This window comes from Limnospira indica PCC 8005, from assembly GCF_000973065.1.
Taxonomy (GTDB): domain Bacteria; phylum Cyanobacteriota; class Cyanobacteriia; order Cyanobacteriales; family Microcoleaceae; genus Limnospira; species Limnospira fusiformis.
The window spans coordinates 4171410-4196050 of sequence record NZ_FO818640.1; the positions used below are offsets into that span (position 1 = coordinate 4171410).

The window sequence follows — 24641 nt, forward strand, 5'->3', positions numbered from 1 at the left end:
GAGTTGAGGATAAACCTATTGCCAAATATGTCAAACCCAAGGAAGCCGCCCAAATCCTTGGAGTCCATGAAAGAACACTCCGCAGATGGGACGACAATCGCTCAATCGAGACCATCAGAACCCCCGCTGGGCAACGACGATACAACGTTGAGTGATATACTGCTGCCAAATCAGGCAGTGACAAACGCAAAGTCGTTATCTATGCCAGAGTTAGTAGCCGCGCCCAGCAGTCCGACCTCAACCGACAGGTGGCCGCACTGTCCAACCTCTACCCCGAAGCAGAAGTCGTCTCAGAAATCCGAGGCGGGCTCGACTTCAAGGGAAAGAAAATGCTGGCCTTACTGGGACATCATTTGTCAGGAGATGTCCGCATGGTTGTCGTTGCCCACCCAGACCGATTGGCAATATGGGGATTTGACTTGTTTCGATGGCTCTGTGAGCAAAACAGGTGCTCACTCATGGTTCTCAACCAGACAAGTCTCAGTCCAGAACCAGAAATGGTTGAGGACATCCTCGCCATCCTCCACTGCTTCAGTTCCCGATTATACCGACGGAGTAAATACAAAACTCAGGTCAAAGAAGATCCGGATTTACCCCAGCCCGGAGCTAAATCAAGTCTGGCGCCAATGGTTGGCCGCTTGTCGGTATTGCTACAACCAAGCAATTGCATTATCCCGGAGTGGTAAACGACTAAGCAAGTTAAAGTTACGCAATAAAGTGATGCAGAGCGACTTGCCTGCATGGGTCAAAGAAACACCCTGCCACATTCGGCAAAATGCCATCTTTGATGCCTATCAGGCTTTGAGCGCCAGTCCTGATGCAAGGTTTAGAAGTTGTCGTGACAGCTCTCAAGGGATTAAGTTCAATAATACTAATTTCTCTTCAGGGAGTTGGTATCCAAGACTAACGAAAGGATTAACTTTCATGGTTTCCGAACCCATCCCTAAAACTTGCGGGCAAGGGACTCAGTTGGTGTTTACCAAAGGTCGATGGTTGGCGATTTTCCCTGAACCAGTTGCCGTTACCCCAACTGACGCTACTGGCGTGATTGCATTAGACCCGGGTGTGCGAACTTTCATAACTGGGTTTGATGGCTCTCGGTTTATGGAATTGGGCTCCGGGGATATTGGACGCATTACTAGGCTATGTCAACATTTGGATGATTTGATGAGCCGAATCGCCAAGGAACCCTGTCGTTCAAGAAGGCGACGGATGAGGCAAGCGGCTCAACGAATGAGAACCAAAATCCGGAATTTAGTTGATGAAGCCCACAAACAAATTGCTCACTACTTGACTCACAACTACAGCATAATTTTTCTGCCGACCTTCGAGACTTCCAACATGGTTGCCAAAGCAAAGCGGAAAATCAAATCCAAGACTGCCCGCGCCATGCTGACATGGGCGCATTATCGATTCAAACTAACCCTGAGACATCAAGCCGAGATAACTGGAACCACAGTTGTAGATGTGACGGAAGAATACACCAGCAAAACCTGTACTCACTGTGGTCATGTGCATTCCCAGCTAGGTGGCTCAAAAGTGTTCCGATGTCCTGAGTGTGGGTTCACTCTACCACGGGACTGGAACGGTGCTTTTGGAATCTTTCTAAAAGCTTTGCGGGATACCACCTCTGTTACCTTAACCGGTAATAGTGCTATCGTCGCATTGTCCGGGAACAACCGGAAAAATGTCGCGTAAATGTATCAGTTCTTCAACCGTAGTAACAAAATAACTTAGGGTCAACAAGGAGAAATATGATCATGGCTGATTTCGACTGGCTGAGAATGTTAATCCCAGCGGTGTTTTATTTAGGCTGCATCTACTTGCTGTTAGGTTGGATACCCGAAAACACGGAAAGTTAAAATTTTGCACACAAACGGCCAATTGTTAGACAAAATAGGGTAAGTAAATGGTGTGAGAGACGCAACAAACAACGAATTATGAAAACCAATCGATGGCATATCATACTTACCTTAGTCGCAGCGATCGCAGTTTTGATAACCCACCCATCCCAAACTAACCCAGCTTTCCCTGTCGGGGAGGCTGGTTTTACAGATGTCCAAAACCATTGGGCGCAGCCTTGTATTAAGGAATTAGCCGATCGCCAAATTATTACCGGCTACAGTGACAACACCTTCCGCCCTAATAACCCCATTACCCGCGCTGAATTCGCCGCCCTAGTTAATCAAGCATTTCCGAGAGTACAACCCACCCGCCGCCGCCAGAATTTTGTCGATATTCCCACAGATTTTTGGGCTTATGATGCCATTAGTCTGGCTAGTCAAAAAGGGTTTTTATCAGGATATATCGGTAGTGTTTTTAATCCTCTGGTTAATATTCCTAGGGTACAAGCCCTGGTGGCTATTAGCAATGGTTTAGGATTTAAGCCCCAGCAGTTGTCTCCTGAACAATTGGGAGATGTTTTTATCGATAGCGCCACCATTCCTGATTATGCTAAAGAGGCGATCGCCGCCGCCACTGAAAATTGGTTAGTCGTTAACTATCCTAATGTTAGACAATTGCAGCCTAACCGTCCGGCGACTAGGGCTGATGTCGCTACATTTATCTGTCAGGCTATCACTAACTTTGATGAAAGTGCCTTAGTGCCTGCTCAGTATATTGCCCGCATTTCTGTGGATGATCAACCCTTCGCAAAAATGCCACTGACCACCCCAGAAACCCAAGCAGTTACCGAGTCCGAACCCGCCGAAACTCCATCAAGTCCCGCTGATATTTCCCTCAATAAACCTGCCGAAACTTCATCAGAACCACCCCAAAAAATCCCCGATTCTCCACCTACTGAAAGCCAAGTTTTTCAACCACCAGCCCAAGCATTGCCACCACAAGAACCAATTAACAAAACTATTGAATTTGATAATTTGCTGGCAGAATTTGATTTTAACCCTCGCCCTAGCCCTAAATTTAGATTGAAAATGACGCGGCGCGGAGAGGTTGTTTTAGATGATAATATACCAGAAGATATCCTCAATAATTTGATATCAAGTAACTTAGATACCATCAGGGTTTTAGATGTCCGCACCATCGATTTAAATGGAGATAGGGAACCTGAGTTAATTGTAGACCTCCAAAGTGGCGGTTATTACTCGCTGATTTACCATTATAGACCCTTAGCCAAGCAATATGGTATTATTCCTAAAAGTTGGGGTATTTGGCACTATGATTTAACCGAAATTACTGATGATGGCTTACCCAGATTTGTGGGGTATGATTACCGATTTGCGCGGGAATTTAATCTACAATCTCAATCACAGGTCCCTCTGACAATTTGGGAATATCGCGCTGGACAATTTCAAAATGTCACTGCTAATTATCCAGAATTTGTGACCCTTCACCTCGATCGCATTTGGCGAGATATTGAACAACGACACCGCCAAAATCAGGATGTTCGCGGGGTCATCGCCGCTTATATGGCTAATCAATATTCCCTCGGTCAGGGAGAGTTGGGGTGGCGAAAAGTGCGATCGCTTTTTGAGGATAGAAATATATCCGATTTATTAGCAGATGTAACACGGTTTTTGCAGGATACAGGCTATATTGAACAGTAGCCAATAGACTGGACTCACAGTTATTCCCTGATCTGATGATTTTAGATAATTTCCGATATGGGATCTGTGAGTTTTTCTAAGTCTTCTGGTCTGTCAATATCAGTCAAAATGGTTAAATTAGCAACCGCTATGTTAAGATGATGACAGATAGAAATTGTTTGTTTCCAGACTAATTCGGTTCCCCAATTCACTCCCTCAAATATTTCGGGGATAAACCTTGATAGTCCGATTAAATAATATCCTCCGTCCGTCGCGGGTCCCAGGACTATATCAAACTGCTGGAGTAGCTGGAAGGCTTGACTAAGGATATGGGAAGTGATGGCTGGACAGTCGCTTCCAATCATCACTACCGACCTATATTTACGGTTAAATGCTGACTGGAATGCTTCGGACATTCTCTCGCCTAAATTCCCCCCTACTTGAGGATTATAACACAGATGACACCCTAACCAATCTTGCATTTGACTTAGGGTAGTTCCTGTGAATTTAATTTCTGTGGAAATGGGACGCAATTCCTGGAGTTTTTCCACTGTGGCGATCGCTTTTTCGGTCATTTGGCGATGTAGTTTCGCCGCGCCTTCAATACCCAGCGCCGGAATTAGTCGCGTTTTGGTTTGACCGGGTTCTGGGTAACGGGTGAAAACAATTAAATGTTCCATAATTTGACAATTTTACCAGGTCATATAATCAGGGTTGCGATAGGCTAGGTTCCCCCCAATATAGGTAGCATCAATGCTGCGATCGTCCCCTAAAATCATCAGAGAAAATAGGATTTCGTTGAGTTTTTCTACTGATTCTATGCTATGCTGAGGGTGGCGGAATGCCATTAATGGTGTGGCTTGCCAATTTAATACAATAAAATCGGATTCTTTCCCTATTTGAAAGTTGCCGATATATGAGTCTAAATGAATGGCTTTAGCGCCCCCTAGGGTAGCTAAATAAAAGGCTGGCAATGGTGACAGAGTTTGCTTTTGTAGCTGGGTGACTTTATAGGCGGCGGACATGGTTTTTAGCATGGAAAAACTGGTTCCCGCACCCACATCACTGGCTAAACCTACCGCTATGGGGTGCGCGGGTGATTTCGCCTCTTTCAGATTAAATAATCCACTACCAATGAACATATTGGAAGTCGGACAGAAAGCTATGGCTGAACCCGCTTCGGACAAACGTTTAAACTCGGAATTGCTTAAATAAATGCCGTGGGCAAAAATTGAGCGATCGCCTACTAAACCCGCTTTTTCGTATACCTCCAAATAATCTTTACACTCAGGAAACAATTGGGAAACCGTCACTAATTCTTCTTGATTTTCTGATAAATGAGTATGAACATACACATCAGGAAATTCTCGTTTTAGTTGTCCGGCTACTTCCAACTGTTCTGGGGTCGAAGTTATCGCAAACCTCGGAGTAATTGTATAGCACAACCGACCGCGATTATGCCATTCTTTAATCAAATCTTTATTATTGTGGTAGGCAGTTTCCGGGTTATCCAATAGGGACTCAGGTGCATTTCTGTCCATCATCACCTGACCAGCGATCGCCCGAATATTACGACTTTGTGCTTCCTCAAAAAATACCCGGGTTGACTCTGGGAAAACCGTTGTCATTACCACCGCTGTAGTCGTGCCATTCCGCGCCAACTCATCAAAAAAGAACCCGGCGACCTCGCGAGCGTGTAATGGGTCTTTGAACCTTTCCTCACCGGGAAAAGCATATTTTTCTAACCACTGCAAAAGCTGTTCCCCATAGGAAGCAATAATCTCCGTTTGTGGATAGTGAACATGAGTATCAACAAAACCAGGGATGATCAACCTTTGGCTATAGTCGATAATCTCAATTTCAGGATAATCGGTTCGGATATGGTCATAGGAACCGAAAGCCTTAATTTTGCCATCCTCAACAATTAATAACCCATCCTCAAGATAGCGATAGCTTTCCGTGGGAGACACCACAAACGGATCATCAATAAAATCCAGAAAAGCGCTGCGAACTCCGTACATATTTATAACTCGTGGAAATCATAAATCACAATACCAGAATCAGGGTCGTTGGTAATACTCACATAACCCCTTTTGAACATATCATTTAAAACATTTTCCACCCGTTCAAAGTCCGCGCCGGTTGCCATGACTCCCTGAGTAACTGACAGTTTACCACCCCGCGCCGCCGCTGCCTGTAGTAATCTCATTCGCAGACGTTCCTGCAAGTCTCCAGTCACAATTAAGGTCACTGGGTTACTTTCGGGAAGTGGGGAACCGTCCGGCGCAACTCCCAGCCTGGCCTGTGCTTTAGCATTATATTCCTCCACCATACTGGGAATCAAAAATACATCCACCAACTGGCCAACTTTGAACAGTCCCAAAGTACACATCCAAATTACACCGGTGACAATCTGGCCATTGTACAGGCGATGTAAACCACTGATGGGAGTAATCAAGCCGATCGCCCATAGTATATAACTCGTGGTAATTTTTTTCACGATAACCTCCAAGTCCTGACATCAAGGGACTATAACCATGATCGCACATCTGAAATATCTTTGCTGAACAGCAGTAGGTGTAGCAATTCTTAACCGAATTGACTATGCAGGCGACACCATTACTTGCTAGACTGGAATGCGTTGCATATTAAACGCTTTTGATTGCAGCCCCAAGCGGGTTGGTCATTTTAACTAAAGGGCGATGTTCAGCCCATAGTAGCCCATCGCCCACACCAAGTCCCTTGCAATAATTAATAAAACACGAGCATTATGGTAGATTCCCTGAAAAAACCCACATTTGAAGAGATACGTCCTGGGGTTAAGGTTCCAGCTAAGGAAACCATCCTGACACCTCGGTTCTACACCACAGATTTTGAAGAGATGGAAAAAATGGACATCTCTGCTAATGAAGAGGAAATCAGGGCGATCTTGGAAGAGTTCCGGGTTGACTACAACCGTCATCACTTTGTCCGTGACGAAGAGTTTGAACAGTCCTGGGACCACATTGATGGCGAAACTCGCAAGGTTTTTGTAGAGTTTTTAGAGCGTTCCTGCACCGCCGAATTTTCTGGCTTCCTGCTTTACAAAGAACTCAGCCGTCGCCTTAAAGAAAAAAGCCCTGTCTTGGCTGAATGCTTCTTGCTCATGTCACGAGATGAAGCACGCCATGCCGGTTTCCTTAACAAAGCTCTGTCCGATTTTAACTTATCTCTGGATCTGGGTTTTCTCACCAAAAGCCGGAAGTACACCTTCTTTAAACCCAAGTTTATCTTCTACGCTACCTATCTTTCTGAGAAGATTGGTTACTGGCGTTACATCAAAATCTATCGCCATTTAGAAGCTCATCCAGAAGATCGGATTTACCCGATTTTCCGTTTCTTTGAAAACTGGTGTCAGGATGAAAACCGCCACGGTGATTTCTTTGATGCTATGCTCAAGTCTCAGCCTAGCCTGTTGAACGACTGGAAAGCTCGCCTATGGTGTCGCTTCTTCCTGCTGTCTGTGTTCGCGACTATGTATCTAAATGACCTACAGCGTGCGGACTTCTATGCGGCTATTGGCTTGAATGCTCGCGATTATGACATCGAAGTAATCGAAAAAACTAACGAAACTGCTGGTCGGGTATTCCCCATTGTCCTTAATGTCAATCACCCCAGTTTCTACCAACGTCTTGATGAGTGCGTGAAGACTAATGAAAAACTTAGTGCGATCGCTAATTCTAACGCACCTGGTTTCGTCAAGTTCTTCCAAAAACTACCCCACTACATCTCTAATGGTTGGCAGTTCTTAAACCTGTACCTACTCAAACCCATTAATGTAGAACCCAGTCATGGTGTAGTTCGCTAATTGTCACTGAACACCTACCTACCTCCCCCCCCATTTTCGGGGGGGTGTCTCCACCCAACATCAAACACCATAACTAGGACAGACAAGGCTTATGTCTCCCTAGTTTCCGTAGTTAAATAACACCTAACTAGCCCAAAACTCCAAGTAATTCCTACCTTATTGGTTATGGCGATCACCCACGTTATTTATGATCTTGACGGTATACTATTAGATACTGAACCTCTCCATGCTCAAGTAAATCAGGCGATCGCTAACCGTTATGGTAAAACCATTGACAGAACCCTACAATATCAACTTTGTGGTCGTAAGTCTAAAGACTCCGCCGCCTTAATTGTAGAAACCCTGCAATTACCCCTAACCCCCGAAGCATTTTTGCAGGAAAAAGACGCAATTATCTATCAATACTATCCCCAAGTTCCCCCCCTACCCGGAATAGTTCGGCTTACCCATCACCTCGCTAACCACAATATCCCCCAAGCCGTCGCCACCAGTTCTGCTACCAGACCCTTTACCGCCAAAACCCAACCCCATCAAGCCTGGTTTTCCCTATTCCGCTGTATTGTCAGAGGAGATGACCCGGAATTAACCAGAGGAAAACCCGCACCAGATATATTCTTAATTGCGGCTAAACGACTAGGTGCTAAACCTGAAAATTGCCTAGTGTTTGAAGACTCCCTCGCTGGGGTAATGGCTGCGCGACAGGCGGGAATGTATGTGGTGGCTATTCCACCGCCAGAAATGGACTACAGCGCCTATCAACAAGCTGATCAAGTCCTGACTTCCCTAGAAGATTTTAAACCAGAATATTGGCATCTTCCGGCTTTTGAACCTGATCATCACCGGGTTTCCCCCGCGCAAGTTTAGGCGATATTCTCCTAGGTTGGGTTATTAACCCCCAACAGCCATGATCACCCCCAAAAACATAAGTTTAACTAATTCATACCGCCAGATGAATTTAATATCACAAAGATTGTTAAGATTTGTTACGATTTTATTGCTAATTGCTCGCAAATAGTTGACGAGATTATGGGGGTTGTGATACACTCAAATAAATCGCACCCAAGGGGTTACTGTGTCTATATGCCAAAAAAAAGGCTACAACCCTGATTCTATGGCGCTAAAAGTTATTCTCTGAGGAAAAAATTAAGCTGGCGATGCACGAGTTTTTGAGAAAAATGGGACGGCTAATTTTCTACCTATTGACAAAAAGGCGATTATGTGCATAGCCGTTTCGGGGGGAGGTTTGAGTTGATTAATTTTCTCGTTGGGAGGCGATCGCCTTTCGATCCTAGGTTGGGTTATTAACCCCCAACAGCCATGATCACCCCCAAAAACATAAGTTCAACTAATTCATACCGCCAGATGAATTTAATATCACAAAGATTGTTAAGATTTATTACGATTTTATTGCTAATCGCTCGCAAATAGTTGACGAGATTATGGGGGTTGTGATACACTCAAATAAATCGCACCCAAGGGGTTACTGTGTCTATATGCCAAAAAAAAGGCTACAACCCTGATTCTATGGCGCTAAAAGTTATTCTCTGAGGAAAAAATTAAGCTGGCGATGCACGAGTTTTTGAGAAAAATGGGACGGCTAATTTTCTACCTATTGACAAAAAGGCGATTATGTGCATAGCCGTTTCGGGGGGAGGTTTGAGTTGATTAATTTTCTCGTTGGGAGGCGATCGCCTTTCTATGCGACCCCCTTGGGAATCAACCAAGCTAAAGCTCGAAAACCCTCTCAAGGGGATTGTAGCATTATTTCCAGGCTAATAGCTGCGCGACAAGTTCAAACCCTATCCGACCATTTTTCCAAAGCCAAATCTAGCAGCGATTGTAGAGAGCGATCGTAGCCCCATATTTCAGATGGCAATGCTTTAAATTTTTCCCTCATTGATTCGTTTTTTATAATTTTATGGCACAAATTTTTATGTAAAATACTGAGATAAATTTCTTCATAAACAAGATTTTTTTTGTGCTTTGAGTAACTGCAAATCCTCTTAATTGCCTGAACATATTTTTTACCTACACTGTTTTTAACTGGCAAAATGAGAGTAAATGGGAATCCAAAATAATCACAACTTTTCATACTTATCCAACATTCATATCCACCTTGATTAATAGCATCAATTATTTTTTGAACTTGTCTTTTGGTTTGGTTAATTTCATTTCCCACCTCTTTGGATACATAACCCTCAATCAAAGCCCGATCCTGCCAGTTAGTCCAAATCCTAGCCCGACCGATTCTCGTACTCTCACCCATTTTGTAAGGTATCCAGAGAAACAAGATAATTTCATCTTTGTATGACATAAACTCGGCACAAAACTTACTATTCTTGGCTTTCCCATTGCCATATTTGATGCTATTGGCAGATGATATTTCCTGAATCCGGTTATCAAATAATAAAATTTTCTCGCGAATTTCTAATATTTTCTGCTGGTAAGGTTCGCAGTTTTTCATCATCTTAGCGAGGGCGGTCGGTATGGGAGGTAATTCTAAATCCGTTGGTGGTTTTTGATACGGGATTTTGACTCGTGAAACGGTGTTGCTGTCAACATCTCGCAAGCAGAGATAGAATTGATCTTGATTTTCAATAACGGAAAATTGTAAAAACTGAAAATCGAGGGTGTGATATTTTTTATCGGTGAAATTGTCGCGGTGGAAGCTGGGGGCGATCGCAATCAATTGCACGGGTTTGTCATAATCCACGCGATCGCCAAACGGTTTTTCCCCCAACAGAGCATCATAATAACGGGTCAATTGTTGGACGATACCCCGATCCTCCGCATTCTTCAACTCCAACACCACCAATTTTTGGCGATCGCCTACCGCCAAGATGTCACATCGTTGGCTTTCGACGTTGTATTGCCGTTCCAAAGGCTGGATTTTCAATAATTGTTCTAAATTTCGATACAAAAAATTTTCCAGGGCTTCTTCATTGACAAAGCCCCACTCGCCCCCATTATTTTGCAAGGCATATCCGTCAAACATACTGGATCGATAACTCAATGGTCATTATTGGGACGGGAGTCGCGGAAGCGTCCAAGCCCAACAAAAGCGATTCTCCTGGGGAGATGTTTTGCGATCGCCTCCCCTACTTTTCCATCCATCTCGATTCATCATCCATCATAATAGATCTAAAAAAGGCAAGATAGCCAAAGTATCTCCCCAACCCGATATTAATAATTAACAAACTTAGTGAGGAGAACCGGACCGATTAAATAGTGATGACCCAAACAAGACAAACCCGCAGAATTAGCCAACTGTTCCCTTTTTTTGCGGCTGTACCACCGCAACTTACCAGGAGAGACAGCAACCTCTCGATATTCAGTCCAATCATTAACGGTATAATCAGCCAGATAAAAAACTCCCTGCGATCGCAAAACCCGTTTAATTTCTGCTAGGACGAATTCAGGGTGAGGATAATGGAGAAAACTGATAGTACAAAAAACGGCATCAAAACTCGACTCAGGAAAAGGTAAAGCCTCAACATTCCCCTGTAGAAACTGTAGGCGATCGCCATAGACATTTTGGTTTTTCGCCTCTTTAATCATTTGAGGAGATAAGTCCAACCCCGTCCCCTGAAGGTCAGGAAACTGTTTAGCCAAACGCTGTAGCAGTCGTCCTGTACCACAGCCAATATCAAGAATATTAGCGGAATTAGGAAACTCCGCAAACTCCAATAAACGCTTATGTACAGCCTGATAGAAAACCGTGGTCAGCAGGAAATCATAAAAAGGAGCCCAGCGGTCAAAAAACGATTGTTTATTCTGAAAAAATCTGTCAGTCATAGATTAAAGATATCCCCCACATAGAAAATAGTAAGGTAGCGTCAGACCCAGGAGCTTTTGGGTCACCAGAAACACTGGTAACTCTGACGCACCGGAATATATATCTCTAACCGATATTATAGCTCTGTGATCAATCCCGGAATATCAATTAATTTTGAATCTGGCTAACATATCCCCAGAGACTATAATCACGACTGAGCCAACCATGAAAGAAAGCCATTTGACTGGGCTTTTCCTGAACCCGCTTATAACGATACAGGATGCGCTCATTAACAATTTGGAGAGCGGTAAACTTATTGTTACCCTGTTCCATAGCGGCGCGAGTTTCGGCATCAAATACCCCCGTTTGTGGCAACCCCAGGGCTTGTTGTAAAAAAGTAATGGAATTATGAATGCCAAAGTTAACGGCTGTGTCAAACATGACGATCGCTAAAGCGGGGTGCATGGCGGGAGCGCCGCTACCTCTCCAATAGCCATCATAAATTTCCAGCATTTCCGCATCAGACATTTGTAGCACATCCAAGGGAGGTAAACCCCTGCTGGCACGATAGGCATTATACTCAGTTTGGAGAATACCCCTATAGGTGCGGCCGCCAATATCTGCCGGATGGTCACTAAAGCCACCCTCAAAATAGAGAGTAAATCCCAAAGCGGCATCAAAAAGTCGCTGTTCGTAATCGCTTTTACTGCGGGTACGAGCCAAGGTTTCGTGACCAATCAGGGGAATAGAAATAGCCACCAATAACCCCAAACCGCCAGCAATCAGGCGAGACTTGAGATTGATATGCTTCAGCTTACCAGTTGCTTGTTGTACATTCATAGCTCTAACGAGTCCTTTGGTCTGGTGAGTTCACGTAAAACTCCTGGGAGGGTTGGAAGCTCCGTGATTGATCACGGAGAGGAAAACCGACTCAAGCGGCTGACCGCCGCCAGCACCCCCTTGCGGGGTGGAGGGGTATGGTTGCCCCTCCATGGAGCTATGGTTGGCTCCGACTCCCTTGCGGGGTAATGTTTGCTTCGCCAATGTTCAGAGTCGGTACTATCCAAATCGCACGTCCTTAACCCCTTAGAGATGTTTAACGATTCGGTTCTAGGGCCTGGAACTAGCACGCATTCCAGGGTAGGAACTTTAACTCTTGCTCTGAACGGAGCCAGTTAAGGCTATAGCTGGTCAGCTACCTGAAAGGGGGGCACGAAGCCCCCGTGCTTCAGCCGGGGGTGCTGACTCAACTAAGGATAGCAGCAAAGCTGACCAATCCCTGCCAGCCGTCTCCTACCCAGGCTCAGAGGGGAAATACAGAGAGCCGGAAGTAGATGTTATCGGGTCAATAGTACCATGCCTTGACGGTTCGGAGCATCTACGCGAAACTTAACATATAATGAACCTACTGCTTCAGGCATTGATAACTTTTGTCAAGTTCTCAGGGGTTTTTGTCCAACTGATTACCCCTGATGTCTGAACAGTGCAGTCAGAACCATCTGATTTAGCTGACAGCCTGCCTATATCAGAGATCTTCTCTGGTATCGGTATTGTATTAGACCACTTTGTGCAGTCGATTTAAGCTATGGAAACCCTAGAGTTTATCATCCATCCCGACGGCCGAGTTCAGGAACGAGTCACCGGAATTGTTGGTGCGTCCTGTGCTGAGGTTACGGCGGCGATCGAAGCTGAGTTAGGGGTGGTATTAAATCAGGAGACAACTTCTGAATATTTCGCCCAAGGGAATCACCAGTCTCAGAATGCCACTGCTCAAGTGGGTTTGAGTAACTGGTAAATTCTATCTATACCGTTCAAGCAATTCATTCACAATTTACCAACTATGTCACACTTTAGCCAAATCAAAACCCAAATTCGGAATATCACCTCTTTAAAAGCTGCTTTGACTGATTTAGGTATTGACTGGAAGCCTGGACCCCGCGAGGTTCGAGGTTATCGTGGTCAAACTCTGGCGGCGGAAGTGGTTATCCAACAAGAGAATGGTTATGATATCGGCTTCGCTTGGAATGGTCAGGAATATGAACTGGTCGCAGATTTGCAATTTTGGCAACAAGCTACCCCGGTTGATCATTTCCTGAGAAAAGTTACTCAACGTTATGCTTTCCACACTGTGGTTACCGCGAGTACGGCCCAAGGTTTCCAAGTTTCCGAACAGCACAATAATCAAGATGGATCGATCCGCTTAGTTGTTCAACGCTGGAGTGCTTAATGTCTCAATTGTCTGCATCATCACAACAGTCTCACTCAGAACGTTCGGGGTTAGAACCGGAATTGGGTGGGTTTTTGCGGGATGCACCTGAGCGTTCTGGGTTTGAGCCAGAGTTGGGGGGTACACTGCGCCAAAAAGGGGTTTATGTTGATGAGCCTACTTGTATTGGTTGCAAGCATTGCGCTCATGTGGCTAGAAACACATTCTATATTGAGCCAGACCATGGCCGATCGCGAGTGTTTCGCCAGGATGGAGATTCGGAAGATGTCATTCAAGAGGCGATCGATACTTGTCCGGTTGATTGCATTCACTGGGTTGACTATACGGAACTCAAAGTCCTTGAACAAGAACGTCAAAATCAGGTGATCGCTAGGGTTGGTTTTCCGGCTGAGGCGGCGATCGCACCCCGGAAACGTAAACAGTCCCCAAGGTAAACTACAATCAAACTAGGGGTAATTCCTCTATTATCCCCTAATCCCTAAATTATTACAAGTTCAGCAAAAGTGAGAACATCTTGCTTTTGCTTTTTTGTCGGGGAGTGTCAAATGCTCGGAGAATCAATAGACATTTCCCAGTGGTGGGGGGGTTCCCATTTCCCAAATATCTGGACAAGGGGGGATGGTTGGCGAAAAAAAAGGGAATTGGGGAGGAGTGATTTATAGATACTGGGTGGAATGAGACGAACTCGCAGATCAATGGAGCGATCGCGCCATCGGATGGTTTTTACACCATCGATTATATGCTGTTATAATGGGTTATAATCTCTTTTAAAATTTGCTACTTATCCCCCCATGTCATTACAAGAAGAAATCGATAAACACAGACGAAATATCAAAACGGACAGCTACTCAATGTCCATCGGTGAGTTGATGAGTCTATATGAGCATAAAGAAATCGAAATTCGCCCGGATTTTCAACGTTATTTTAGGTGGTCAAACTACCAAAAATCATCATTTATAGAATCGATAGTTTTGGGAATACCGATTCCGCCAATTTTTGTCAGTCAAGGAAATGACGGTGTGTGGGAGGTGATTGATGGTTTACAAAGACTTTCAACTATCTATGAATTTGTCGGCATTTTGAGAGACAAACATCCAGATAAAGATACCGATTTCTATATTTTGGATTCTACCATGTACTTGCCTTCATTAAAGGGCAAAAAATGGGATGATCCGGACGACCAGGAAAATTCTCTGACTCCGACACAGCGTTTGTTGATTAAGAGAGCGAAAATTACGGTAAATATTGTTTTGCCAGAAAGTGATAGAATTATCAAATATGAGTTATTTCAGCGACTCAACACAAGGGGGTCGATCGCTACGCCTCAAGAAGTGAGGAATTGCATGGCATTAATGTTAGATAAAAATCTATATAATGTGATGCGATCGCTTGCGGAAAGGGATACCTTCAAAAACTGTATTGCTTTGAGCGATCGCCTCTATGAAGAACAGTATGATATGGAATTAGTATTGCGTTTCATGCTTCTGTTTGACCGGGATGATGAAAATCTTGAAAACATGAAAGGTGATGTCAGTGATTTATTGACTAAGGAAATGCGAGATAAAACCATCGATAATAATTGGAATTTTGGCGATATAGAAACAGCCTTTGATGTGACTTTTAAGATCTTGCATGAAACGATGGGCGATAATAGCTTTAAGCGATATAAACTCGAAGATGATAGATTTCTGGGTGGGTTTTTATTGTCTGCCTATGAAGTAATTGCCCTCGGAATAGGGTATCATTATAAAAATCCCCTTCACAAAGATCGAGTCTGCGATCGCATCAAGGGCATTTGGTCAAATCCAACCTATCGCCATAATTCCGGTGCTGGAGTTAATGCAACCAGACGTTTACCCCATCTAATTAAATTGGGTCGAGAGGTATTTTCTCCCCTATGAAAATGCGAACGACTTGGCAGCGAATGCTTATCTGGACTATGTTCGCCTGCAAAAGCTGAATTATCAAGAACTTTCGAGCAATTTTTTGGCTTTGGCGATGAAGGAAAAACTGAAGAAGTCAAAAGAGACCAATAAACCTTCAGTCTATATCCCTATCTGCAAATTTTTTATTTCGGAGTTAAATCAAAGGTCGATTTTACCCAAAGATGCGATCTCGACCGCCTCGAATCTATCCTCGGAGATTTTTAAAGAAATCACTGCCATATATACCTCAACCACCCCGAATAACTGCGATCGCTCTCTTTAGCCACATCACTATACCAATCCATTCTACCAATTCCTATCACTTTTGACAACGGATCAGATACTCCCTCAATACCGGACACACCTTAAACAACAGCCGATTTTCTCGAATTTTCGTAACTATATATCGCTGCTGTAAGGACTGTAACCCGTTAATTAAGTCCATTGATGATAACTGTAAACTCTCGGTTAAATCTTCTCTAGTTACAGGTTTATCTAACTGGCTCAACTCTAAGATAAGTTGCTGTTCTATGGGTGAGAGTCGCTCAAATAGCTGCTGAAAACCAAACTGCATTTCTGGGGTGATTATCAAGCTATTCTCGGCTAAAAAATCAGCGACATGACCATCAAAAATGTTGTGGATGATAAAAGCAATCTGTTTCAAATAACCAGGATTTCCCTGATATAATTGGATTAACTTTAACCAATTATCCTCATTCTTCAGCAGTCCTCCTCCCATATTTCTCAGGATTTCTACATCCTCTAAACCGGATAACTCTAAAGATTTTATCGGATATAATTGCTCATCTAAACACTCCATCTCTCGACATTTCTCTCGACTGATTAATATAACATTACTCTGATGTTCTAAGTCGGCGATCGCCCGGAAAAAGTTTTGATAATCTTGATAGTCTCTTTCGTATTGTCCGACTAATGCGCCTCTCGTAAACAGATTTTGTACATCGTCCAGGATGATTAAACAGTGCTTTTCCGTGAAGAAACCTAATAGTTGTTTAAGGCGATCGCTCACAGTTCCTTTTGGTTCTTTTTCGCTAACTTTCAATAAATCATTAACTAGCGATGTCAACGATTCTGGAAATTTTAAGTTCCTCCAAATTATTACTTCAAATCTATCTAAGTGCTGATCTACAAATCTTTTAACTAGAGTAGTTTTCCCAATACCAGATACTCCTAACACCGAAATTAAACGACTCTTTCCCTTATTTAATAACCAATTTTCCAGCATCTTTAATTCCGTTTCTCGTCTGGAAAAACCAATAATTTCAGGCGCTAAACTTAAATCGATTTTCTGGAATATATCCTCGTGTCGTTGCTCCCTATTTGGGGGTTGACTAGGAGATGAATAAAATTGCAAATTATGACTACTTTCTATGGTATTAATATGAATGAATTGTGATGAGTTAAATTCTCACCGTTCAAAGGTTGAGCGAAAGTTATTTTTTTTGATATCCTCACCTAATGCTTCAGACAATATTTGCCATAATTTATAACCAATATCTCTAACATAACGCTCACTCAAATGAGATAAATCGGCAATTTGATCATAGGTTTTACCTTCCCATACTCCCTTAATCACAGTTTGCTGAGAGTCGTCTAAGTGCTTTTCTGTTTGCTGAAACACTAGATGATCTGCCAATTGTAAAACTTCTGTTACATCCATTGAACTTAAACAGGCTAATCGATTTAGCCATTATACCTTAGTTGATGCCCGTCATTTTACGTCATTTTACGTCATTTTACGTCATTTAGTTAATATTTATTCACAAAACTTACGTCATTATCTGATTTTTAAGTATAGCCAAATACCTAAAGTTTGTGGCATTGTCGTAATTAGACAAAGTGGAGATTTAACAAGTTCAACCCAACCACTTTGGTGAAAAATCATGGCTAATTATCTTTATTACGGTGACAACTTAGAGGTTTTGAGACGCTACATCAAAGATGATTCGGTTGACTTATGTTATATCGATCCGCCTTTTAATTCTAAGCGAAATTATAATCAAATTTATAATAATATTGGTTCGGAAGACAAAGCACAAGCTCAAGCATTTATTGACACCTGGGAATGGGACAATCGTGCTATGCACGGCTTTGAGGAAATCAGCACCAATTATAATGGTTTATTCACTGAGCAAGCTGTTTATTTAATCACTGGGTTAGAGAATGTATTGGGTAAAGGAAGTTTACTAGCTTATTTAGTTAGTATGACTTTAAGAATAACCGAAATTCATCGAGTTTTAAAACCTACCGGGAGCTTTTACCTACACTGCGATCCAACCGCCAGCCATTATTTAAAGTTAGTGTTAGATGCGGTTTTTTGTTCTCAGGGTGGCAATTTCTTAAATGAAATTATTTGGTGTTATCGTGGTGCTGGTTATCCCAAAAAAGATTTTGGTCGTCGTCATGATTTAATATTTCGTTATTCTAAAGGTAAAGAATTTACATTTAATTTAGATAGTGTCAGAGAAGAATACGCTGAAACTACCAAGAAGAGATTTAGTCACTATATTGGGAATAAAAGAGGTAAAAAAGATTTTGGTCAACAATCTTTAAATCCATTAGGTAAACAACCTGATGATTGGTGGGAAATACAACCTATAGCACCATCAGCAAGAGAGCGTTTAGGTTATCCCACACAAAAACCAGAAGCATTATTAGAAAGAATAATCAAAGCCAGTTCTAATGAGGGTGATATAGTATTAGATGCTTATTGTGGCTGTGGTACAACAGTTGCAGTGTGCGAAAAATTTAACCGAAAATGGATAGGAATTGATATTACCTATCAAAGTATTAGCTTAATCTTAAAAAGATTAGAAGATAGCTTTGGTAAGGGAGTATTAGAGACCATCAAACGGCATGGTATACCCAAAGACATGGAAAGCGCCATAGAATTAGCCAACAAAGCGGACGATCGCACTAGGAAAGAATTTGAAAAATGGGCGGTTTTAACATATACAAATAACCGAGCATTAATTAACCACAAAAAAGGCGCAGACCAAGGAGTTGATGGAGTCGTTTTATTTCAAGGCGATCAACAGACACCGGAAAAAATGATTTTCCAAGTCAAATCAGGAAAAGTCAAATCAGGAGACATTCGGGACTTAATCGGAACCATGACCCTACAAAATGCTAGTCTTGCGATTTTTATCACCCTCCAAGAACCTACTAAAGAAATGCTAACAACCGCAAAATCTGCGGGATTTTATCGCAGCCAATACATAACTGATAGTTGTGATAAGATTCAGATTGTTACCGTTAAGGATATTGTGGAGAAGCGACAGAGATTAAATATTCGGCTCAGTTATGAAGTGCTGAAAAGTGCCGAAAAACAGAAACTGGTTAACTTTAAGCAAGGGGAGTTCGACCTTTGAGCATTCTTCAAAATCTCATAACCTTATGAAAATAGCGATCGCCTCCCCAAAATTAACCCCAGAATTAAGCTAACCGGAAGCGATCGCATGATCAGGGAATTGTCATCAACCCTGTTCAGACACAGCCTTTAATAACATATCCCCCATTTCCCGACAGCCTACCGCCTTCATACCCTCAGACATAATATCCCCCGTGCGGTATCCCCAATCCAGAACCTTTAACACCGCTTTCTCAAGGCGATCGCTCGCTGCCGGTTCATCCAAACCATAACGCAACATCATAGCAGCACTCAATACCTGAGCCAACGGGTTCGCCTTATCCTGTCCCGCGATATCTGGAGCCGAACCGTGTACAGGCTCAAACACCCCAGGACCAGAAGCACCCAAACTCGCCGAAGGTAGCATCCCAATACTTCCCGTTAGCATAGCCGCCGCGTCTGAGAGGATATCCCCAAACAAATTACCAGTCACAATAGTATCAAACTGTTTCGGCCAGCGCACCAATTGCATAGCCGCATTATCCACATATAAATGAGACAATTCCACCTCTGGATAGTCCGCCGCCAGAGCCATAATGCGATCGCGCCATAACTGAGAAACATCCAGAACATTAGCCTTATCCACCGAACACAGGCGACCCTGGCGTTTTTTCGCCGTTTCAAACCCCACCCGTCCAATCCGGTCTATTTCCGATTCTCCATAGGCCATCGTATTGACCCCTCGTTTTTCCCCCGTCTCCGTCTCAAAAATACCCTTGGGTTGACCGAAATAAATACCCCCCGTCAACTCTCGCACCACCATAATATCTACCCCTTCCACAACTTCCCGCTTCAGAGATGACGCATCAATCAAGTGAGGCAAAATAGTAGCCGGACGCAGGTTAGCAAATAGCCCCAAACCTGCTCTCAGTGCCAAAAGTCCCGTTTCTGGGCGCTGCTGACGCGGTAAATTGTCCCACTTGTAGCCACCGATCGCCGCCAGCAACACCGCATCACTATCGCGACAAGCCTGTAATGATTCCTCTGGTAGCGGTTCCCCTGTAGCATCAATAGCCACTCCCCCCATGAGAGCCTCTTTAAATTCAAAATTTAGGTCTAATTGTTTACCAACAGCCTTGAGGACATCCACCGCCACCGCCATAATTTCGGGGCCGATGCCATCACCTGACAGAAGGGTAATGCGGTAGTTTTGGGTCATTTTGATATCGTTTCATATATTGCAGTGCAACCTTATATCATAACAGGAAAATAGATAATTTCCTCTGATACTGTCAATAAAGGGGTATCATGAATTTAAGGCGTATTTGGTTCGGGTTATGGAATATTCTAAAATTTTGGTGGCCATTGATAGGTCATCCCAAAGTAGGCTCGTGTTCCAAAAAGCATTTCACCTCGCTAAAGTAGAACAGGCGGAACTGAAGATTTTTCATTGTGTGGGACTGTCTCCCCTGGCTTTTGGTTCGGCTGGGGATATTTATGGACAGGGGTTGGGACGGGCGGCGCAGGTGCAACAAGAACTTATGGCTAAGGAAGTTGAGGAGGTCAAAAGTTGGCTACAAACTTTTTTAGATGAGTGTGAACAGCATGGGATTAGGGCTACATCTGAGTATAAAATTGGTGAGGCAGGTTATTGGATTAGAGAAGTGTCTTTATCCTGGAATCCTGATTTAGTCGTCATGGGAAGACGGGGGCGTTCCGAACTGGCTGAACTGTTTCTTGGTAGTGTTAGTAATCATGTGATCCATCATCTCAGGTGTTCGGTTTTGATAGTTCAGAACCCTGAATAAAAAAATAGGCATTTGAGGGGCGATCGCCTTTTTAATGATTAGGATATCTCCCCTTCATCAATTCTCCTATTACTGCCCCCAGGGGTAAAAAAAAACTTATAATTATACAATAAATTCTCAGGTAATCCCCAAGTGGTCGCCTAAATGCTAAAATTGAGCCACTGAATCTTACACATAACAAACACGCTTTCAATGACTTCATTACAGCAACCTCACTCGCATCAGAAAGCCAAAGCCCTTAAACCCGGAAGCCGTCGCCCCGCTAAAGCCCTCTGTAGCGAATGCGGTCTCTGCGATACCTACTATATCCACTATGTCAAGGAAGCCTGTGCTTTTCTTAACGAACAGATCGCTAACCTCGAAGAACAAGCCCACGGCAGATCCCGTAATTTAGACAACTCAGATGACCTGTATTTTGGGGTTCATCAGGATATGATGGCCGCCCGCAAAAAAGAACCTATACCAGGCGCACAGTGGACAGGCATTGTCAGCACGATCGCCTGTGAGATGCTTAACCAAGGTATAGTCGAAGGGGTGGTTTGTGTCCAAAATACCAAAGAGGATCGCTTTGGACCTATGCCGATCCTCGCCCGCACCCCGGAGGAAGTTCTCGCCGCCAGGGTTAACAAGCCTACCCTCTCCCCTAACTTATCAGTTTTGGAAGAAGTAGAGCGATCGGGTATGAAAAAATTACTCGTTATCGGTGTAGGATGTCAGATTCAAGCCCTTCGTGCCGTTGAGAAACAAATGGGCTTAGAAAAACTCTATGTTCTCGGTACTCCCTGCGTTGACAATGTTACCCGCGCCGGTCTACAAAAGTTTTTGGAAACTACTAGCCGATCGCCCGAAACCGTTGTCCATTATGAATTTATGCAGGATTTCCGCGTCCACTTTAAGCACGAAGATGGTTCCACCGAAACCGTCCCATTTTTTGGCTTGAAAACTAACCAACTTAAAGATATTTTTGCCCCCTCCTGTCTCAGTTGTTTTGATTATGTGAACTCACTTGCTGATTTAGTGGTAGGATATATGGGGGCTCCTTTTGGCTGGCAATGGATCGTCGTTCGTAACGATCGCGGACAGGAAATGCTCGATCTGATTCAAGACCAACTGGACACTCAGCCCGTATCTTCCCAGGGCGATCGTCGCGCCGCCGTTCAACAGAGCATCCCCGCCTACGATAAAGCCGTCACCATACCCATGTGGGCAGCTAAAATGATGGGGGTAGTTATTGAACGCATTGGACCCAAAGGCTTAGAATATGCCCGCTTTTCCATCGACTCTCACTACACCCGCAACTATCTCTATGTCAAACGCAATTACCCAGAGAAACTAGAGAATCACGTCCCCGATTTTGCTAAACGGATTGTAGCACAGTACAAACTACCAGAATAAAAAAAAGACCCCCGTAAGGGCTGACTGGGGCAGGGTAAAATTAGCAGTCAAAAAACTGGCTAATTTTGTCAAAATCCCTGTCTCAGTTCTCGAAACATATCATTTGTCAGGAGGAAACCACCCCAATCTCTGTTATGCCAGTCGGTAAGCCAATACTGGAACAATTAAGACCAGCAAAACTGACCAAGGTGCATAAACCAGACTGATCAATAAACAGACAAATGCAGTCCCCCTCGCTCCAACTTTAACAACCTCCTCAGAAGTGTGAAAACTCAAGTAAATCGCCAAGCAAGCGACGGAAAAAGCCACCAAAGAAGGTACAAACATTGTACTTACTCCCTTCAACCAACTGTCAAAATGTGGCGCGTTCCTTCGGGCATGGGTCCCTACTTCCGTCTTCCTCAGAACGTTAACCAATAACTGGACAAACAGCCAGTTAAGTTAACGGGTGGGGGAGATGAACGATTTGCATATTTTATCAATTATAACACAATTTATTATATGTCAATAACCTTCCTTTAAATTGGGGTCAAGATTTCCTGACGGTTCCCTGTCCCCGGCTCAGAAAAATTGAGGGGCGGGTGCGCGCTGTATTGTCTAATATACAGCCACAGCAACCCGCCCGCTGAACCCTAGCGCCAAGGTAGTTTTAGGTAGGTTTAGCGTTTAACCAACTTTTTACTCACCTTACGCAGACGCACGGACTCAGGAGTAACCTCCACCAACTCATCAGGGCCGATATATTCTAAGGCACGTTCTAAACTCATATCCATGGGAGTCTGTAATTGTACCAATTCATCCCCAGTAGCAGAACGGTGGTTAGTCAACTGCTTAGTTTTGCAGACATTTAACTCCAGGTCTTGGGGTCGGTTGTGTTCCCCAACAATCATGCCTTTATAAACCTTAGTTCCTGGGGTAATGAAAAACACACCCCGATCCTCAGCATTTTTCAGGGCGTAGAAAGTGCTAACCCCCTCTTCAAAAGAAATTAACACCCCATTGCGTCGCGCTTCAATATCTCCACTCATGGGACGATATTCTAGGAAACTGTGGTTCATAATCCCTTCACCACGGGTCATCCGCATAAATTCCCCCCGGAAACCTACTAAACCACGGGCGGGAACTACAAATTCCAATTGGCCACGACCATTACCCCCCATACGCATATCCTGCATTTCGGCGCGGCGCTGACCCAAGCGTTCCATACAACTCCCTACAGCCTCTTCTGGAACATCTAAAACCAGATATTCAAAGGGTTCGCAGGGTTGACCGCTAACTTCTCGGTAAATTACCTGGGGTTGGGATACTTGGAACTCGTAACCCTCCCGACGCATATTTTCAATTAAAATACCTAGATGCAGTTCCCCACGACCGGAAACCATGAATTTATCAGGGGAGTCGGTTTCTTCAACCCGTAGGGCGACGTTGGTTTCTAATTCTCGCATTAAGCGATCGCGTAATTGTCGAGAAGTGACATAAGTACCTTCTTGACCAGCAAACGGGGAATCATTCACCGAGAAAGCCATTTGCAAAGTCGGTTCATCAACCCGGATTAAAGGTAAAGCCTGGGGTTCATTAGGGCAGGTGATGGTTTCCCCAATATTAGCATCACTGAAACCAGCCACAGCTACCAGATTTCCGGCGCTAGAGGATTCTAAATCAATCCGGCTCAGGCCTTCAAATCCCATTAACTTGGTGATTTTGCTACGAACTACCTCGCCATTTTCTTTCGCTAAAGCAGCCTGTTGTCCGGCTCTAATCACTCCATTATGGATTTTACCAATAACGATACGGCCTACATATTCGGAATAGTCTAGGGTGGTAACTTGCAGTTGTAGGGGTTTTTCTGGGTCGCCTACAGGTGGTGGTACATGGTCGATAATGTAGTCAAATAGGGGTTTCATGTCTACCCCTTCTTCTTCCAAGTCCTGTTTGGCGTATCCTGCTAAACCTGATGCAAACAGATAGGGGAACTCGCACTGGTCATCATCTGCCCCCAGTTCCAAGAATAAATCTAGGACTTTATCAACTGCGCCATAGGGTTCGGCACGAGGGCGATCGATTTTGTTAATCACCACAATGGGGCGGAGTCCCTTTTCTAGCGCCTTTTTCAGGACAAAGCGCGTTTGAGGCATCGGGCCTTCGTTAGCATCGACAATCAGTATACAGCCATCAACCATACCTAGCACCCGTTCCACTTCTCCGCCAAAGTCGGCGTGACCGGGGGTATCGACAATATTAATTAGTGTTTCTCCGTAGCGAACGGCGGTATTTTTAGAGAGAATGGTGATTCCCCGTTCCCGTTCAATATCATTGGAGTCCATAATACAGTCCGGGACATCTTCCCCTTCCCGGAAAATACCGGACTGTTTGAGAAGAGCATCTACTAATGTGGTTTTGCCGTGATCGACGTGAGCGATAATAGCAACGTTGCGAATGGGAAGAGACATACTTGATCAGTTGGGATAACAGAGATTATCTGGAAATGCAAAAATTTCACATCTCTTAATAATTTTAACCTATCTGGCCGAAACTCACAAAAAAACCTTTCGTCTCACCCCCTCCCCAGAAGCCGGGTTTATTTATCTTCTCGCCCCCACCTACCCCCGCAGGAACTACCCTAACCCAAAAGCTGAGTTTATTTATCTTCTCGCCCCCACCTACCCCCGGAAGAACTACCCGAACCCAGAAGCCGGGTTTATTTATCTTCTCGCCGCTAGTCGAGGAACTAGCGGAACGCCGCCCCTAC

At 44.0% G+C, this 24641-nt stretch carries 25 protein-coding genes, 1 pseudogene and 1 riboswitch; of the genes and pseudogenes, 14 read left to right on the top strand and 12 right to left on the bottom strand.

Annotated elements, in window-relative coordinates; genetic code table 11:
- Window positions 1-17 precede the first annotated feature (17 nt).
- From XZ46_RS18220 to XZ46_RS18230, 3 genes and pseudogenes are all read left to right on the top strand, one after another.
- A pseudogene (locus tag XZ46_RS18220) lies at window positions 18-593 on the top strand (IS607 family transposase); the annotation flags it as partial.
- A complete protein-coding gene (locus tag XZ46_RS18225) occupies window positions 502-1698 on the top strand; it encodes an RNA-guided endonuclease InsQ/TnpB family protein (RefSeq protein ID WP_081593281.1) in 1197 nt (398 codons plus the stop codon). The pseudogene XZ46_RS18220 and the gene XZ46_RS18225, both read left to right, overlap by 92 nt.
- A gap of 242 nt (window positions 1699-1940) precedes the next feature.
- Window positions 1941-3566, top strand: a complete 1626-nt coding sequence (locus XZ46_RS18230) for an S-layer homology domain-containing protein (RefSeq protein WP_006624408.1) — start codon at window positions 1941-1943, stop codon at window positions 3564-3566.
- 41 nt (window positions 3567-3607) lie between these two features.
- On the opposite strand, the gene XZ46_RS18235 is transcribed toward XZ46_RS18230, so the two are convergent.
- The 3 genes from XZ46_RS18235 to XZ46_RS18245 are packed head-to-tail and all read right to left on the bottom strand — an operon-like array spanning window position 3608 to window position 6045.
- Window positions 3608-4225, bottom strand: coding sequence for a TIGR04282 family arsenosugar biosynthesis glycosyltransferase (locus XZ46_RS18235; RefSeq protein WP_008052361.1), 618 nt, complete (start codon window positions 4223-4225; stop codon window positions 3608-3610).
- Window positions 4226-4237: 12 nt separating this feature from the next.
- Window positions 4238-5566, bottom strand: a complete 1329-nt coding sequence (gene guaD, locus XZ46_RS18240) for a guanine deaminase (RefSeq protein ID WP_008052362.1) — start codon at window positions 5564-5566, stop codon at window positions 4238-4240.
- A 2-nt stretch (window positions 5567-5568) separates the two neighbouring features.
- Window positions 5569-6045: an NINE protein gene (locus XZ46_RS18245; protein WP_006668688.1), complete on the bottom strand. Its 477-nt coding sequence runs from the start codon at window positions 6043-6045 to the stop codon at window positions 5569-5571.
- A 270-nt stretch (window positions 6046-6315) separates the two neighbouring features.
- On the opposite strand from XZ46_RS18245, the gene acsF reads away from it, so the two are divergent.
- Both acsF and XZ46_RS18255 read left to right on the top strand, forming a co-directional pair.
- Window positions 6316-7392: a magnesium-protoporphyrin IX monomethyl ester (oxidative) cyclase gene (gene acsF / locus XZ46_RS18250; protein WP_008052363.1), complete on the top strand. Its 1077-nt coding sequence runs from the start codon at window positions 6316-6318 to the stop codon at window positions 7390-7392.
- A 165-nt stretch (window positions 7393-7557) separates the two neighbouring features.
- Window positions 7558-8256, top strand: a complete 699-nt coding sequence (locus tag XZ46_RS18255) for an HAD-IA family hydrolase (protein WP_006624403.1) — start codon at window positions 7558-7560, stop codon at window positions 8254-8256.
- Window positions 8257-8948: 692 nt separating this feature from the next.
- Here XZ46_RS18255 and XZ46_RS34545 read toward each other — a convergent pair.
- The 4 genes from XZ46_RS34545 to XZ46_RS18270 all read right to left on the bottom strand — a co-directional run bounded on the left by XZ46_RS34545 (window position 8949) and on the right by XZ46_RS18270 (window position 12007).
- Window positions 8949-9116, bottom strand: a complete 168-nt coding sequence (locus tag XZ46_RS34545) for a hypothetical protein (protein ID WP_157234421.1) — start codon at window positions 9114-9116, stop codon at window positions 8949-8951.
- 68 nt (window positions 9117-9184) lie between these two features.
- A complete protein-coding gene (locus XZ46_RS18260) occupies window positions 9185-10387 on the bottom strand; it encodes an endonuclease NucS domain-containing protein (protein ID WP_008052365.1) in 1203 nt (400 codons plus the stop codon).
- 188 nt (window positions 10388-10575) lie between these two features.
- Window positions 10576-11187, bottom strand: coding sequence for a class I SAM-dependent methyltransferase (locus XZ46_RS18265; protein ID WP_008052366.1), 612 nt, complete (start codon window positions 11185-11187; stop codon window positions 10576-10578).
- Between the two features lie 148 nt (window positions 11188-11335).
- Complete coding sequence (locus XZ46_RS18270) at window positions 11336-12007, bottom strand: glycoside hydrolase family 108 protein (RefSeq protein ID WP_008052367.1); 672 nt, start codon at window positions 12005-12007, stop codon at window positions 11336-11338.
- On the opposite strand from XZ46_RS18270, the gene XZ46_RS38400 reads away from it, so the two are divergent.
- The 6 genes from XZ46_RS38400 (at window position 11972) to XZ46_RS18295 (ending at window position 15602) form a co-directional block, all read left to right on the top strand.
- Window positions 11972-12196 (top strand): hypothetical protein, encoded by a 225-nt coding sequence (locus tag XZ46_RS38400; RefSeq protein WP_008052368.1) that lies wholly within the window; start codon window positions 11972-11974, stop codon window positions 12194-12196. The two genes, XZ46_RS18270 and XZ46_RS38400, sit on opposite strands and share 36 nt — an antisense overlap.
- 556 nt (window positions 12197-12752) lie before the next feature.
- On the top strand, window positions 12753-12962 hold the full coding sequence (locus XZ46_RS18275) for a DUF2997 domain-containing protein (protein ID WP_006617668.1): 210 nt from the start codon (window positions 12753-12755) through the stop codon (window positions 12960-12962).
- A 45-nt stretch (window positions 12963-13007) separates the two neighbouring features.
- The gene (locus XZ46_RS18280) at window positions 13008-13394 is read left to right on the top strand and encodes a DUF1257 domain-containing protein (protein ID WP_006624398.1); all 387 of its coding nucleotides are present in this window, start codon (window positions 13008-13010) and stop codon (window positions 13392-13394) included.
- Window positions 13394-13828: a ferredoxin gene (locus tag XZ46_RS18285; RefSeq protein ID WP_006624397.1), complete on the top strand. Its 435-nt coding sequence runs from the start codon at window positions 13394-13396 to the stop codon at window positions 13826-13828. Before XZ46_RS18280 ends, XZ46_RS18285 begins: the two co-directional genes overlap by 1 nt.
- Before the next feature lie 357 nt (window positions 13829-14185).
- Complete coding sequence (locus XZ46_RS18290) at window positions 14186-15295, top strand: DUF262 domain-containing protein (protein ID WP_008052369.1); 1110 nt, start codon at window positions 14186-14188, stop codon at window positions 15293-15295.
- Between the two features lie 13 nt (window positions 15296-15308).
- Window positions 15309-15602, top strand: coding sequence for an MAE_28990/MAE_18760 family HEPN-like nuclease (locus XZ46_RS18295; protein ID WP_006624393.1), 294 nt, complete (start codon window positions 15309-15311; stop codon window positions 15600-15602).
- Between the two features lie 36 nt (window positions 15603-15638).
- Here XZ46_RS18295 and XZ46_RS18300 read toward each other — a convergent pair whose 3' ends face one another.
- Together XZ46_RS18300 and XZ46_RS18305 are read right to left on the bottom strand one after the other, a co-directional pair.
- Window positions 15639-16694, bottom strand: coding sequence for an NB-ARC domain-containing protein (locus tag XZ46_RS18300; protein WP_008052370.1), 1056 nt, complete (start codon window positions 16692-16694; stop codon window positions 15639-15641).
- A gap of 54 nt (window positions 16695-16748) precedes the next feature.
- A complete protein-coding gene (locus tag XZ46_RS18305) occupies window positions 16749-17000 on the bottom strand; it encodes a helix-turn-helix domain-containing protein (RefSeq protein ID WP_006624390.1) in 252 nt (83 codons plus the stop codon).
- Between the two features lie 223 nt (window positions 17001-17223).
- On the opposite strand from XZ46_RS18305, the gene XZ46_RS18310 reads away from it, so the two are divergent.
- On the top strand, window positions 17224-18711 hold the full coding sequence (locus tag XZ46_RS18310; RefSeq protein WP_006668683.1) for a DNA methyltransferase: 1488 nt from the start codon (window positions 17224-17226) through the stop codon (window positions 18709-18711).
- Between the two features lie 105 nt (window positions 18712-18816).
- Here XZ46_RS18310 and leuB read toward each other — a convergent pair whose 3' ends face one another.
- Window positions 18817-19908 (bottom strand): 3-isopropylmalate dehydrogenase, encoded by a 1092-nt coding sequence (leuB, locus tag XZ46_RS18315; RefSeq protein ID WP_008052371.1) that lies wholly within the window; start codon window positions 19906-19908, stop codon window positions 18817-18819.
- A 118-nt stretch (window positions 19909-20026) separates the two neighbouring features.
- On the opposite strand from leuB, the gene XZ46_RS18320 reads away from it, so the two are divergent.
- Both XZ46_RS18320 and XZ46_RS18325 read left to right on the top strand, forming a co-directional pair.
- A complete protein-coding gene (locus XZ46_RS18320; RefSeq protein WP_008052372.1) occupies window positions 20027-20497 on the top strand; it encodes a universal stress protein in 471 nt (156 codons plus the stop codon).
- Between the two features lie 192 nt (window positions 20498-20689).
- On the top strand, window positions 20690-21892 hold the full coding sequence (locus tag XZ46_RS18325; RefSeq protein ID WP_006668682.1) for a Coenzyme F420 hydrogenase/dehydrogenase, beta subunit C-terminal domain: 1203 nt from the start codon (window positions 20690-20692) through the stop codon (window positions 21890-21892).
- Window positions 21893-22024: 132 nt separating this feature from the next.
- Here XZ46_RS18325 and XZ46_RS18330 read toward each other — a convergent pair whose 3' ends face one another.
- Both XZ46_RS18330 and typA read right to left on the bottom strand, forming a co-directional pair.
- The gene (locus XZ46_RS18330; RefSeq protein ID WP_006624383.1) at window positions 22025-22219 is read right to left on the bottom strand and encodes a hypothetical protein; all 195 of its coding nucleotides are present in this window, start codon (window positions 22217-22219) and stop codon (window positions 22025-22027) included.
- A gap of 34 nt (window positions 22220-22253) precedes the next feature.
- Window positions 22254-22358, bottom strand: a riboswitch (Glutamine riboswitch).
- Between the two features lie 193 nt (window positions 22359-22551).
- On the bottom strand, window positions 22552-24342 hold the full coding sequence (typA, locus tag XZ46_RS18335; protein ID WP_006624382.1) for a translational GTPase TypA: 1791 nt from the start codon (window positions 24340-24342) through the stop codon (window positions 22552-22554).
- Window positions 24343-24641 lie beyond the last annotated feature (299 nt).

What these genes read in the sequence shown, in the direction of transcription:
- XZ46_RS18230 (WP_006624408.1), top strand. Translation starts at nt 1,941, where the DNA reads ATGAAAACCAATCGATGGCATATCATACTTACCTTAGTCGCAGCGATC.
- XZ46_RS18235 (WP_008052361.1), bottom strand. Translation starts at nt 4,225, where the DNA reads ATGGAACATTTAATTGTTTTCACCCGTTACCCAGAACCCGGTCAAACC.
- guaD (WP_008052362.1), bottom strand. Translation starts at nt 5,566, where the DNA reads ATGTACGGAGTTCGCAGCGCTTTTCTGGATTTTATTGATGATCCGTTT.
- acsF (WP_008052363.1), top strand. Translation starts at nt 6,316, where the DNA reads ATGGTAGATTCCCTGAAAAAACCCACATTTGAAGAGATACGTCCTGGG.
- XZ46_RS18255 (WP_006624403.1), top strand. Translation starts at nt 7,558, where the DNA reads ATGGCGATCACCCACGTTATTTATGATCTTGACGGTATACTATTAGAT.
- XZ46_RS18260 (WP_008052365.1), bottom strand. Translation starts at nt 10,387, where the DNA reads ATGTTTGACGGATATGCCTTGCAAAATAATGGGGGCGAGTGGGGCTTT.
- XZ46_RS18265 (WP_008052366.1), bottom strand. Translation starts at nt 11,187, where the DNA reads ATGACTGACAGATTTTTTCAGAATAAACAATCGTTTTTTGACCGCTGG.
- XZ46_RS38400 (WP_008052368.1), top strand. Translation starts at nt 11,972, where the DNA reads ATGCTTCAGCTTACCAGTTGCTTGTTGTACATTCATAGCTCTAACGAG.
- XZ46_RS18270 (WP_008052367.1), bottom strand. Translation starts at nt 12,007, where the DNA reads ATGAATGTACAACAAGCAACTGGTAAGCTGAAGCATATCAATCTCAAG.
- XZ46_RS18275 (WP_006617668.1), top strand. Translation starts at nt 12,753, where the DNA reads ATGGAAACCCTAGAGTTTATCATCCATCCCGACGGCCGAGTTCAGGAA.
- XZ46_RS18280 (WP_006624398.1), top strand. Translation starts at nt 13,008, where the DNA reads ATGTCACACTTTAGCCAAATCAAAACCCAAATTCGGAATATCACCTCT.
- XZ46_RS18285 (WP_006624397.1), top strand. Translation starts at nt 13,394, where the DNA reads ATGTCTCAATTGTCTGCATCATCACAACAGTCTCACTCAGAACGTTCG.
- XZ46_RS18290 (WP_008052369.1), top strand. Translation starts at nt 14,186, where the DNA reads ATGTCATTACAAGAAGAAATCGATAAACACAGACGAAATATCAAAACG.
- XZ46_RS18305 (WP_006624390.1), bottom strand. Translation starts at nt 17,000, where the DNA reads ATGGATGTAACAGAAGTTTTACAATTGGCAGATCATCTAGTGTTTCAG.
- XZ46_RS18310 (WP_006668683.1), top strand. Translation starts at nt 17,224, where the DNA reads ATGGCTAATTATCTTTATTACGGTGACAACTTAGAGGTTTTGAGACGC.
- leuB (WP_008052371.1), bottom strand. Translation starts at nt 19,908, where the DNA reads ATGACCCAAAACTACCGCATTACCCTTCTGTCAGGTGATGGCATCGGC.
- XZ46_RS18320 (WP_008052372.1), top strand. Translation starts at nt 20,027, where the DNA reads ATGGAATATTCTAAAATTTTGGTGGCCATTGATAGGTCATCCCAAAGT.
- XZ46_RS18325 (WP_006668682.1), top strand. Translation starts at nt 20,690, where the DNA reads ATGACTTCATTACAGCAACCTCACTCGCATCAGAAAGCCAAAGCCCTT.
- XZ46_RS18330 (WP_006624383.1), bottom strand. Translation starts at nt 22,219, where the DNA reads ATGTTTGTACCTTCTTTGGTGGCTTTTTCCGTCGCTTGCTTGGCGATT.
- typA (WP_006624382.1), bottom strand. Translation starts at nt 24,342, where the DNA reads ATGTCTCTTCCCATTCGCAACGTTGCTATTATCGCTCACGTCGATCAC.